General features: G+C 65.4%; 12 protein-coding genes. 2 read left to right on the forward strand and 10 right to left on the reverse strand.

Annotation, left to right across the window (positions count from 1 at the left end):
• Positions 1–69 precede the first annotated feature (69 nt).
• Complete coding sequence (locus ACIBG0_RS39235) at positions 70–717, forward strand: cysteine hydrolase family protein (protein ID WP_397040226.1); 648 nt, start codon at positions 70–72, stop codon at positions 715–717.
• A gap of 44 nt (positions 718–761) precedes the next feature.
• Here the strand turns inward: ACIBG0_RS39235 and ACIBG0_RS39240 are convergent, their stop codons facing one another.
• The 5 genes from ACIBG0_RS39240 to ACIBG0_RS39260 all read right to left on the reverse strand — a co-directional run bounded on the left by ACIBG0_RS39240 (position 762) and on the right by ACIBG0_RS39260 (position 5,606).
• Entirely contained in the window at positions 762–941 is a 180-nt protein-coding gene (locus ACIBG0_RS39240) for an antitoxin (protein WP_397040228.1), read from the reverse strand.
• A 91-nt stretch (positions 942–1,032) separates the two neighbouring features.
• The gene (locus ACIBG0_RS39245) at positions 1,033–3,342 is read right to left on the reverse strand and encodes an ATP-dependent DNA ligase (RefSeq protein WP_397040229.1); all 2,310 of its coding nucleotides are present in this window, start codon (positions 3,340–3,342) and stop codon (positions 1,033–1,035) included.
• Positions 3,343–3,391: 49 nt separating this feature from the next.
• Entirely contained in the window at positions 3,392–3,703 is a 312-nt protein-coding gene (locus tag ACIBG0_RS39250) for an antitoxin (protein ID WP_397040231.1), read from the reverse strand.
• A gap of 34 nt (positions 3,704–3,737) precedes the next feature.
• On the reverse strand, positions 3,738–4,880 hold the full coding sequence (locus tag ACIBG0_RS39255) for an MBL fold metallo-hydrolase (RefSeq protein ID WP_397040233.1): 1,143 nt from the start codon (positions 4,878–4,880) through the stop codon (positions 3,738–3,740).
• Complete coding sequence (locus ACIBG0_RS39260) at positions 4,881–5,606, reverse strand: enoyl-CoA hydratase (protein ID WP_397040235.1); 726 nt, start codon at positions 5,604–5,606, stop codon at positions 4,881–4,883.
• Positions 5,607–5,696: 90 nt separating this feature from the next.
• Between ACIBG0_RS39260 and ACIBG0_RS39265 the strand changes: the two genes are divergently transcribed.
• Entirely contained in the window at positions 5,697–6,824 is a 1,128-nt protein-coding gene (locus tag ACIBG0_RS39265; RefSeq protein ID WP_397040237.1) for an NAD(P)-binding domain-containing protein, read from the forward strand.
• Here the strand turns inward: ACIBG0_RS39265 and ACIBG0_RS39270 are convergent.
• The 5 genes from ACIBG0_RS39270 to ACIBG0_RS39290 form a co-directional block, all read right to left on the reverse strand.
• Positions 6,821–7,675 (reverse strand): aldo/keto reductase, encoded by an 855-nt coding sequence (locus ACIBG0_RS39270; RefSeq protein ID WP_397040238.1) that lies wholly within the window; start codon positions 7,673–7,675, stop codon positions 6,821–6,823. The genes ACIBG0_RS39265 and ACIBG0_RS39270 overlap by 4 nt on opposite strands.
• A 212-nt stretch (positions 7,676–7,887) precedes the next feature.
• Positions 7,888–9,336: an aldehyde dehydrogenase family protein gene (locus tag ACIBG0_RS39275; protein ID WP_397040239.1), complete on the reverse strand. Its 1,449-nt coding sequence runs from the start codon at positions 9,334–9,336 to the stop codon at positions 7,888–7,890.
• A 366-nt stretch (positions 9,337–9,702) separates the two neighbouring features.
• A complete protein-coding gene (locus ACIBG0_RS39280) occupies positions 9,703–11,205 on the reverse strand; it encodes a carboxyl transferase domain-containing protein (RefSeq protein WP_397040241.1) in 1,503 nt (500 codons plus the stop codon).
• A 90-nt stretch (positions 11,206–11,295) separates the two neighbouring features.
• Positions 11,296–11,898 carry an ATP/GTP-binding protein gene (locus ACIBG0_RS39285; RefSeq protein WP_174414979.1) on the reverse strand — a complete coding sequence of 201 codons (603 nt, stop codon included), beginning with the start codon at positions 11,896–11,898 and terminating at the stop codon, positions 11,296–11,298.
• Positions 11,879–12,253, reverse strand: coding sequence for a DUF742 domain-containing protein (locus tag ACIBG0_RS39290; RefSeq protein WP_040686485.1), 375 nt, complete (start codon positions 12,251–12,253; stop codon positions 11,879–11,881). The genes ACIBG0_RS39285 and ACIBG0_RS39290 overlap by 20 nt, the downstream gene beginning before the upstream one ends.

A 12,253-nucleotide genomic window follows, 5' to 3' on the forward strand; every position in this document is an offset into this window, starting at 1 on the left:
ATCGCGCAATCGGATCACCGTCGGGGCGAACCCCGACCGTGACCGGTACCGAACAGGAGTGAGCTGACCATGCGGCATGGCAACGGACTGGACATTCCCGAAGAACTCGCCGATGTGTGTGCGCCGCACCGCATGGCGGTGATCGTCTACGACATGCAGGTCGGTGTGCTCTCGCAATTACCGGACGGTCCGGAGATCATCGAGCGGGTCGCGCGAGTGGTCGAAGCGGCACGGCGCGGCGGTTATCCGATCATCTTCCTGCGGCATTTCTTCCTGCCCCGCCGCCTGAGCGGCACCTTCGCGCTGCGCATGGCGATGAGCTGGCAGCAGGTCGACAGTGTCGATGACGTGAAATTCATTCTGCAGCGCGACACCCCGGCCTTCGAACTGGTTCCGGAGCTGCGGCCCACGGCCGATGAGGTGGTCTTCGACAAGACCTCCATGTCGGCCTTCGAGGGCACCCCATTGGCCGCGGTGCTGCGTGATCTCGGCATCGGCGCATATGCGATCACGGGTGTCGCGCTGGAGATCGGCATCGCGCCGACGGTCACCCATTCGACCGATCTGGGCTTCGTGCCGGTGATCATCAGCGATGCCGTCGGCGGCCGCGATAAGGAGGCGATGGCGCGCGCCTACGACGATTTCGAATTCCAGGGGCACGCGATGGTCACCGACAGCGCGACCATCATTGCGCTGCTCGCCCGCGAACCCAACTGACCGCGGGAATGGCGGATCGGTACTCCCGGTCCGCCATCGGCGGCTCAGTTGTCCTTGTGGATGGCCTTCTTGGCGGCATCCTGCGCGGCGTCGACCTGGCTGGCGAACTTGCCGTCGGTCTGCTTGTCGACGAGATCGCCCACCTTATCGATGGCGGTATCCACCTTGTCCGCATTCTGCTGGGCCAGGTCCAGCGCCTTATTCGCCAGGTTCTTGAAATCCACCGTGCACTCCTCGTTTTCGAGCCGACACAACCGCGAACAAACGATACCCAGCGAACTCACCGATGAACCGGCAAACCATCAGCGATCGCCATCACATCTCGCCGAGCCAGGCCGGATGCCAGAGACGGCCGGTCTCGGTCCAGTTCATGAAGCGCACGGTTCCACCCAGTTTCGGGGTGACCCACACCGCGTCCGCGCGCTCCTCGGCGGTGAGGTCATTGTCGAACGGCGTGGACTTGCGCTCCAATTTGACCAGCCTTTTGGCCAGATCCCGCATGACGGGCTCGCTGAACCCCGTGCCGACCCGTCCCACGTAATACAGCCTGCCCTCATGCGGAATGCCGACCAGCAGCGATTTGAAGTTGCGGGCATCGCTGCGCCGCCAGCCGCCGATCAGCACCCGCTGAGTGCGCCAGTTGCGCTGTTTGACCCACGAATGCCCGCGCTTACCTGGCAGATACACCGAATCCTTGCGCTTGGCGACCACACCCTCCAGCCCCTGCTCCTGGCTGTAGCGCAGCGCTTCGGCGCCGGTGCCATCCAGTCGCCGCGGCACCCGCAGTGACGGCGCGGTGGCTGCGATCGCTTCCAACACCCGACGCCGATCCGAATACCGTTTGCGGAGCAGTGAAGTGCCGTCCAGATACAACACATCGAAGGCGACGAAGACCGCGCGCGCCGCATCGGCCTGCAGCAGACCGACATTGGCGACGCCGTGATCGTCGAACACAACGGCCTCACCGTCGAGCACCACATTGTGACCGGACAGCTCCTCGGCCAGCACCGCCATGCCCGGATAGCGTGTGGTCACCACATTGCCCGCCCGGCTGCGCAGCGTCAGTGTTCCGGAATCTATTTCGGCGATGAGCCGGAAGCCGTCCCATTTGGTTTCGAAGCACCACTCGACGTCATCGAGATCGGCGACCTCACCGTGCGTGGCGAGCATCGGCCGCAGGCCGCGCGGAAAAGGGGCGGGCCCAGCTGGTCTCGGCACGATGAACGCGGACTCGGGGCCGACTGGACCACTGGAAAACCGGTCCGCGACCGCCTCGGCTGGATTCTGGTCGCGCATGAGATGCATCAGCCACTGGGTGCCATTGGTTCGGATCATCGCGTAGCGGCCGCGCAGTCGCTTACCGTGGAAGGTGACGATGACCTCGTCCTCGCGCCACTTCTCGGTCTCGTAGGTACCGGAATCCCAGATCGTCATCTCCCCCGCGCCGTACTGCCCCTTCGGAATGGCACCGTGGAAGGTCAAGTACTCCAATGGATGATCCTCGGTGTGCACGGCGAGCCGGTTCTGATCCGATGAGGTCGGCGGCCCCTTCGGCACGGCCCACGACACCAGCACACCGTCGCGTTCGAGCCGCACATCCCAATGCAACCGCCGCGCATGGTGTTCCTGGACGACGAACCGATTGTTCTCCCCCGGCACAGGTTCTTCGGAAGGCACCGGTTCCGGCGTCGCCGAGGCGTCGCGCATCGATCGGTATTTCGTCAGCGCATCGCTGTTCGAGCTCGGCGGATCCAATTCGGCGAGCAGATCCCCGTCATCGCGCCAGCGGGCGAGCACCTCATCGAACCGCAACTGCCGCAACTTCTTCCGGCTCTCCAACTCGGCCCAGGTGCGCGGTGCTGCCGCATTCGGTTCGGTGCGGCCGCGCAGTGAATACGGCGCGATGGTGGTCTTGGCGGGATTGTTCTGACTCCAGTCCAGGAAGACCTTCCCGCCGCGCGCCGATTTCGCCATCGTCGCGGTGACCAGATCCGGGTGCAGCTTCTCCAGATTCGTCGCCACCTGCTTGGCCACGGTGGACGCACCGCCCGGACTCAACTCCCGTTCCAGCGGCACATAGATGTGAATTCCCTTGCTACCGCTGGTAACCGGAAAGGCGTGCAGCCCGATGCCCTCGACCATCTCGCGCACTGCGAGCGCGACCCGCGCGCATTCGGCCAATCCCGCGCCAGGACCCGGATCCAAGTCGAAGACCAACCGGGTGGCGTAGCCGACCTTGTCACCGTCGAAACGCCATTGCGGCACATGGACTTCCAGCGCGGCCTGCTGTCCGATCCAGGCAAGTCCGGCCTCGGAATCGATGACGGGATAGACGACCGTGCGATCGGAATGTTCGATGGCGTGACGTTCCAGCCACGACGGCGCGTGTTCGGGGAGATTCTTTTCGAAGAAGGATGATTCGTCGACGCCGTTGGGCCAGCGCTTCCGGGTGACCGGTCGTCCGGCGATGTGTGGAAGCATCGCGGGCGCGATGGCCGAGTAGTAGGCGATGACCTCGCCTTTGGTGGTTCCTGTTGCCGGATACAGCACCTTGTCGAGGTTGCTCAACTCAACCTCGATGCCCGGCCGGCCCGGGCTGCCACCGAATTCCCGGCGGGTCACCATAAATGAAGTTTAGGGGTGGGGACCGACAGAAACCGGCCCCCACCGCATATCAGGCCTGCGGCTCTCCCGGCTCGGGGGCGGGCTTGGGAGCGGGCGGCACTGGCGGTTCCTCAGCCGCGGCCACCGGCGGCTCCGATGCGGACGGCTTCGGCGTGGGCGGCTCCGATGCGGACTGGTCTGTCGGGACCACCTTCTTGGCGGCCTCCTGCACCTTGCCGATCTTGTCGGAATATTTGTGGCCGGTCTTCTCGTCGATGAACCCGCCGGCCTTGTCGACCGCACCGTAAATTTTGTCGGCGTTCTCGGCCGCCGCTTCCTTCCCCTTGCCGACCAGGCCTTTCAGGGTGTCCACGAGACTCATGCCTGTATTCCTTCCTGTCGACGAACCTAGGTATTCACCCAATATCCTCCCACCAGGAATCCCGGCCCGGCAGGTCATTGGGGTCGATACGCTGGCCCGGCATCGGCACCGCCACGGCAGTACCGGCCGCACGCGCCGCCTCGACCATCCGACGCACCGGCTCCGACCACCCGTGGAAGGCCAGGTTGAAGGTCGCCCAGTGGATGGGCACCAGTAGTCCGTGTCCGGGATCGCCGACGCCGAGGTCGGCATGGGCCCGAACCGCCTCCTCCGGGTTCATATGCACGTCCGGCCAGGCCTCGTCGTAGGCCCCGATCGGCAACAGCGTCAGATCGAACGGTCCGAGTGCGGCACCGGCCTCCGCGAAAGCCTTGGTGTACCCGGTATCACCGCCGAAGTAGACCCGCCGGGTCGGGCCGATGATGGACCAGGACGCCCACAGTGTGGTGTTGCGCACCAGGCCGCGCCCGGAGAAGTGCCGCGCTTCGGTACAGGTGAGCACCAGATCGGTGCCATCGCGCTCGCGCCCCAGCGCGGCGAGGGAAACCGAACCGCCCCAATCCAATTCGATGATCCGATGTTCGGGCACACCCCAGTGTCGCAGATGTGCGCCGATGCCGATCGGCACCAGGAAGGGCGCGGCCTGTCCGACCACCAACTGACGGACCGTCGCCTTGTCCAGATGGTCGTAGTGATCGTGCGAGATCAGCACCGCGTCCACCGGCGGCAGCTCCGACAGCGGCGTCGGCACCGGATGCAGCCGCGCGGGACCGACCAACGCCGACGGCGAAACCCGTTCGCTCCACACCGGATCGGTGAGAATCCGATACCCGTCGACCTCGATGAGCGCCGATGCGTGCCCATACCAGGTGACCGCGAGGTCGGCGGCATCGGTCGGCACGTCGGGCGTCGCCAGCGGAACCGCGGTACGAGGACGACCGGCATTACGCCGGGTCAGCACCGAAAACAGCAGGGACGGAGTGGCACCGGAGACGAACTGTGTGCTCGGCTCGGAGTTGTGGAACTGCCGATTGCGATAGCTCACCGCACCGGTCGCGTATGGCTGAATGGCATTGATGGAGGCGCCGATCGCCGAGGGGATGTCCCACACCGCGCGCACCAGCCACGTGAGGCCGACTGCACCGGCGGCAATGCCGACTATCTTCTTCGGATTCATCTATCGCCCCACGAATTTCGCCGGGCGCTTCTCGGCCCTTGCCAGCCGCCCCTCCTGGGCGTCCTGACTGGTCCACGCCGCCTCCAGTGCCGCACGCTGCTGTGTGGTCTCCGGATCCCGGGTGCCGTCGTCGTTGAGCTCCAACTTCATATGCCGCAGCGACAGCGGAGCCAGTTGGGCGATCGATTTGGCCCAGGCCTGCGCATCGGCCAGGGTGCCGAGCCGGTTCGCGAAGCCGAAGGAGTAGGCGTCGGCGGCCGATACCGGTTCCGCGCCGAGCAGCATGGTCCGGGCGGGGCCGCCGCCGATCAGCGAGACCAACCGCCGCACGGTCCAGCGATCGACGCTGATGCCGAGCTTGGCAGCCGGAATGGCGATATATGAATCGGGTGCCATGACCCGCAGATCCGAGGCCAGCGCGATCTGCACGCCCGCGCCGAGTGCACCGCCGTTGATCGCCGCGATCACCGGGACCGGTACGGATTCGATGGTGTGCAGCATGTCGGGCAGGGCCGTCAAAAATTCCTCCGCGTGCACCCCGGACAGGTCCGCGCCCGCGCTGAACAGGGCGCCCCGACCGGTGAGCACTATCACCCTGGCATCCTCGGCCGCGGCCAACACCGCTTCACGGAGCCGAGTGATGAGTTCGATGTTCAGCGCATTACGCCGCTCCTCGCGCTGTAATTCGATGGTGACGACATCGCCATCGCGGCTAACGTCGAGCATGCATCCTCCGCAACTGACCGGTTCGACTGGTTACATCAACTGTGCCACAGGTGGCCGAACATACCGACCAAGCCGATACGATCTCGGTTTGTGCCGACAGACTTCCCCATCCTGGTGATCGGCGCTGGTCAGGCCGGGCTGTCGGCCGGTTATCACCTGCAGCGTCTCGGCCTGCGCCCGGAACGGGATTTCCGAATCCTCGATCACGCACCGGGACCCGGTGGTGCCTGGCAGTTCCGGTGGCCATCGCTCACACTGACCACCGTCAACCGGGTGCACGACCTTCCTGGCATGTCCTTCGCCGAGACACTGCCACCCGATTCCGACGCTGTGCCAGCGGCCACCGCGGTGCCGCGCTATTACGAGTTGTACGAGAAGCGATTCGATCTGCGGGTGCGCAGACCGGTCTCGGTGACCGTGGTCTGTGACCGCAACTCCGACGGAACCCCTTGTGCCGCAGGGCCGGATCTCGCGGCCGGACGAGGCACGACGCTGAATGTCGAGACCGATACCGCGGGCACGATCCGGGTGCGCGGCCTGATCAATGGCACCGGCACCTGGGAACATCCTTTCATTCCGCACTATCCGGGCGCGGAGACCTTCGCCGGACGCCAGTTGCACACACACGACTACCGCATAGCCGATGAGTTCGCGGGCAAACATGTCGTGGTGGTCGGCGGCGGAGTGTCCGCGGTTCAGTTGCTCGATGAGATCTCGCAGGTCACCACCACGACCTGGGTGACTCGACGCGAACCGGTATTCCGTGACGCACCGTTCGCCGAGGAGGACGGCCGGGCCGCCGTCACCATCGTGGAGGATCGTGTGCGCCGCGGACTTCCCCCGGGTTCTGTGGTTTCGGTCACCGGATTGCGGATCGACGATCGATTGCGCGCCGCGCAAGCTCGCGGCGCGCTACAGCGACATCCGATGTTCGCGAGCATCGAACCGGATGGGGTGCGCTGGGCCGACGGTTCGTTCCAGCACGCCGACGTGATCCTCTGGGCCACCGGATTCCGCAGTGCCCTGGATCATTTGGCCCCGCTACGCCTGCGCGGCCCAGGCGGCGGCATCACCATGACCGGTCGCCTCGCCACCCAGGTCGCTGTCGATCCGCGCATCCACCTGATCGGCTACGGCCCATCCGCGAGCACCATCGGCGCGAACCGAGCCGGGCGCGCCGCCGCTCGAGAACTGACGGCTTATCTCGGCCTCGGTTAGACGAGCCCTGCCGTGAAGGTCGCCGGATCGGGCCCGATGCGGGCGCCATTATCGAGTGCGTTGATAGCGTTCATCTGGTCGCGGGTGAGTTCGAAACCGAAGACGTCGAAATTGTCGGCGATGCGCGACGGGGTGACCGACTTCGGGATGACCACAATCCCCTGCTGAAGGTGCCAGCGGATGATCACCTGGGCCGGAGTGCGACCGACCTCGTCGGCAATGGAGACGATGGTGTGATCGCCGAGCAGCGTGCCCTGGCCCAGCGGACTCCATGCCTCGGTGGCAATGGCATTCGCATCGTGGAACGCACGGAGCTCGCGCTGCGCCAGCCGGGGATGCAGTTCTATCTGGTTGACAGCCGGGATCTCGCCGGTCTCACTGATGATCCGCTCCAGATCGGCGACGGTGAAATTCGATACCCCGATCGAACGCACCCGCCCCTGCGCCTTCAACGTCTGTAAGGCCTTGAAGGTCTCGACGAAGCGATCGGCCTGCGCCACCGGCCAGTGGATGAGATAGAGGTCGAGGTAGTCCAGGCCGAGCCGCGCCATACTGGCGTCGAATGCGCGCAGCGTGGCGTCGTAGCCCTGATCGGAATTCCACAGCTTGGTGGTGACATAGACCTCGTCACGCGGCAGCCCGGATTCCCGGATGGCACGGCCGGTGCCCTCCTCATTGCCGTAGATGGCGGCGGTATCGATGCTGCGATAGCCCACCTCCAGTGCGGCGGTGACGACCGGCTGGACGTCCTCCGGCGGTACTTGGAACACCCCGAAGCCGAGCTGCGGGATTACGTTCCCGTCGTTCAGCACGATCGAGGGAATGGCGCTGGTCTCGCTTCTGAAGGTCACATTCCGACCGTAGAAGTGCCGTGCCGAGTCGTCAACGAGAAGCCCTGGTGTGTTGACCACCGGTTTTCCGAATGGCATCGCGTTTGCGCTGGATACCAGGGCTCTTCAGGTTTGCCGAGGCGGCTCGACGCAGCCATCCGATCCGGGCACGACCCCGGGCCGGATCGTTCGACGCAGCGCCGCGAACCACCAGGACCCCCCGGTCGACCCGATCAGTGGCCGATGTAGACGGACTTGATGTTGAAGTAGGACTCGATACCCTTCTTGCCACGCTCGCCGCCCCACCCCGACTGCTTATGGCCGCAGATCGGCATCGAGGGGTCCGCGGCCAGCGCGGAGTTCACCCAGATCTGGCCGGCGCGGAGCTCGTTCACGACACGGTGGGCGCGGCCGAGGTTTTCGGTCCAGATGGAGCCGGCGAGGCCGTATTCCGTGTCGTTCGCGGCGGCGATCACCTCGTCCTCGTCGTCGAACGGGATCACCGAGCCCACCGGCCCGAAAATCTCCTCGCGGATGAGACGCATATCGGGCGTGGTGCCTGTGACGATCGTCGCTTCATAGAAGTAGCCGCGGCGGTCCATCACCTGGCCGCCGGTCACCACCTGCGCCCCGGCCGCCACGCCGTCGTTCACGATGCCTGCCACGCGCTGGCGCTGCTTCTCGCTGATCAGCGGGCCGAGGACCGAGTTGGGATCATCGCTTCCGCCCATCGGCAGCATCTTGGCGAAGGCGGCGAGACCGTCCACGACCTGTTCGTAGATGCCGCGCTGAACGTAGATGCGCGAGGTGCACGAGCAGTTCTGGCCCGAGCCGGCGAGCAGGCCCATACCGGCCCCCATGATCGCCTTGTCCAGATCGGCGTCGTCGAACATGATCAGCGGCGACTTGCCGCCGAGCTCGAGCGTCAGGCGCTTGAGGTTGCCGGCCGCTGCCTTGACGATCAGCCGTCCGACCTCCGTCGATCCGGTGAACGCGATCTTGTCGACATCCGGGTGCGCGGTGAGCGCCGCACCTGTGGTCTCACCGTAGCCGGTGATGACATTCAGGACACCGTCGGGCAGACCCGCCTCGCGGAAGATCTCCTCCAGTTTCAGCGCGGTGAGCGGCGTCTCCTCCGCGGGTTTGAGGACAGCGCTGCAGCCCGCCGCGAGCGCGGGCGCGACCTTGAGCATCGCGACGAAGAACGGCCCATTCCAGGGGATGATGAGGCCGACGACGCCTACCGGCTCGAGCTGGGTGAAGGTGTGGTAGTTCTCGAAGTGGCCGAGTAGTCCGTCGGACACGAGATTGCTCGACTCGCCGTGGATCTTGCCGACCCAGCCGGCGTAGTACACGAGCATGTCGAGCGACACCTTGATGATCTGACGCGCGGCCATCGCGTTCATGCCGTTGTCACGGGCCTCGATCGCGGCGAGTTCGTCGGTGCGGGCCCTGATGATGTCCGCGGCGCGGAATAGCACCTGCGCGCGGTGCGCGGCGGGCAGCTTGCGCCAGACACCCGACTCGAATGTTTCGCGTGCCCTGGCCACCGCCTCGTCGACGGCCGCCTGGTCGGAGTCGACGACCTCCGCGATCAGCTCCTCGGTGGAAGGATCGAAGACCGGAATGATCCCCGAGCTGGGACTTTCGACCGCAGCGTCGACCTCGATGGTGTTACTCAATATCCCTCATCCTTTCGCCGAGCTGCTCCGACGCGGGAGAAGCACGATGCCTGCTGTTGTCGAGAACCCATGCTGTGCAAGCACAGGAGGATCCGGCCGTCTGCCGACGCCCGCAGAACCAGGGCCGGCGCCGCAATTTGTCGGATGACCCGCGTCCCGAGGCGAAGATCTCTCGGTCATTGCGGGCAAGGTTACGCGCTTAACCAATGGGCGTCCAGTATGTCGTGAATCCATGCCTGACGCAAAGACTCCGTGCTGGAGTCCGCGCATCGACGATGAGAGCCGCGTCGTCACCGAGCAGCCGTGGTGTGTTGACCACGGTTTTCCGAATGGAATCTGTTTGTGCTGGTTACCGAGGGGCGTCGGTCATGGCTGGCCGAGGCGGCGATAGCGGGTGTGGCGGGAGGCCCGAATTTCCTCGTACGGCCGGGCGCGCAGCCCGGTGAGCTCTTCGGCGATAACGGCGACCATGCGGCGAGCGAAGTCGACCGGTTCGTCGGCGGCGTCCGGAAACTCCGGGACGATGCGGTCGACGACACCGTCGGCGAGCAGGTCGATGGCGCGGATGCCCTGTGCGTCAGCCAGTTCGGGGGCATGGTCGGTATCGCGGTAGACGATGGCGCTCGCCCCTTCGGGCGGCAGCGGCGCGAGCCAGCCGTGGCTGGCGGCCAAGACGCGGTCGGCGGGCAGCAGTGCCAATGCTCCGCCGCCGGTGCCCTGCCCGAGCAGAACCGATACGGTCGGGGTATCCAGGGTGACCAAATCGGCTATGCAGCGGGCGATTTCGGGAGCGAGCCCACGTTCCTCAGCCTCCTTCGACAGGGCCGCACCGACGGTATCGATCACCAGCACCAGCGGCAGCCGCAATTCCTGAGCCAGCGCCATACTGCGCCGAGCCTCGCGCAATGCGGCAGGGCCCATGGTGTATTCGCCCTGCTGACCCGAGCGATCGTGACCGAACACGATGCACGGCTGTCCGCGAAAGCGGGCCAGCGCATGCACCATGGTGCGATCGGATTCGCCCTGACCGGTGCCGCTCAGCGGAACCCGTTGCGTCACATGGCGCAACAGGTCACGAATGCCGGGTCGACCTGGGCGGCGCGAGATCTGGACCGATTCCCAAGCCGGAACATCCGGGATCGCCTTCGCGGCCCTGCACACCGGCGCGGCCCAACCCGATTCCGCCGCAACAGGATCCGGCACGCCACTGAGCACGCTCAACGCACGGTGCGCGATGCGGCGAAACACCGAAACGGGCAGCACACCGTCGATCACACCGTTGCGGTACAGATTCTCCGCGACCTGCACGCCCTCCGGAAAATCCCTGCCGTACAACGCTTTATAGACGCGCGGGCCGAGAAAACCGATGAGTGCACCGGGTTCGGCGAAGGTGATGTGCCCCAGCGAACCCCACGACGCGAAGACGCCGCCCATCGTGGGATTGCGCAGATAGACAAGATACGGATGCCCGGCCGCCTTGTGCGCCGCGACCGCACCCGCGATCTTCACCATCTGCACGAAAGCCACTGTGCCCTCCTGCATTCTGGTACCGCCGGAGGTCGGCGACGCGACAAGGGGCAGGCCGAGTTCGGTGGCGCGCTCGACCGCCGAGACGATGCGCTCGGCCGCGGCCACCCCGATCGAACCCGCCAGAAATCCGAACTCGCAGGCGATTACGGCCACGCGTCGACCACGCAGCAGACCTTCACCGGTCAGCACCGCTTCATCTGTACCGGCCGCCAGCTCGGCCTTGTACAGATCCTCGCGGTATCGCGGGGACGCGGCCACCGTCATCGGTGGCCGGTCCCAGCTGATGTACGAGTCCGAGTCGAGCAGTTGCCCGAGCAACTCCCGCGCCGAAATCCTCATCGAGCGAGCTTAGGGGATAGCAGCCGGCAGAGCCGGCGGGTGGGAAAACTCAGCCACTCGATTCGGGAACGACGCGGCAAGCGCGAACGCTCAGTAGCCCTGCATGACCTTGCGTAGGGCGTACTCGGTCAGCGAAACCAACGCCTGCTTGGCCGGCTCGCGACGGCGGGCATCGATGGACAGGATCGGCACATCCGCGGGCACCGCCAGTGCCTGACGGATGTCCTCGATCGGATACCGCGGCGCGTCGTCGAATTCGTTGAGCGCAACCAGGAACGGTAGGTTGCGCGCCTCGAAGTAGTCGACGGCCGCGAAGCTGTCCTCGAGCCTGCGGGTGTCGACCAACACCACGGCGCCGATGGCCCCGCGGATCAGGTCGTCCCACATGAACCAGAATCGGTACTGGCCGGGCGTCCCGAACAGGTACAGCACCAGGTCGTCGGCGAGGCTGATCCGGCCGAAGTCCATCGCCACGGTGGTGGTCGATTTCATCGGGATACCGGTCAGATTGTCGATTCCGGTACTGGCATTGGTCACCAATGCCTCGGTGCGCAGCGGAACAATCTCCGAGACGGCACCCACCAACGTGGTCTTACCGACACCGAAGCCGCCAGCGACCACGATCTTTGCCGAAGTTGGTTTGCTGGTGCGGGTATCGACCTGTGCCGTCGAATCAAATACGCCGGAGTCCACTGAGAACCCTTTCGATCAGCTCGCGACGTTCATCGTCGCTGGAATCGTCTTTCAAAGTCGCCGAAACTCGCACATGCCCGGCCTCGATGAGGTCGGCCACGAGCACGCGGGCCACCCCGATGGGGATACCCAAACGCGCTGCCACTTCAGCAACGGACGGCGATTCTCTGCACAACTCCACGATGGACGTCTCGATGTTGGTCAGTTCGAACTGCCGCTCCAGGGCGACCGGATGCGATGCGACAAGTGCCTCCAACGCCAACTCGACCGCGGGCCTGGTTCGGCCCGCAGTCAAGGAGTATGGGCGAACGAGACTCGGCTCGGCGCTCCCCATGCGGTGATCGTCTATGTCCAT

The organism is Nocardia sp. NPDC050630 (genome assembly GCF_044457245.1).
Classification (GTDB): Bacteria; Actinomycetota; Actinomycetes; order Mycobacteriales; family Mycobacteriaceae; genus Nocardia.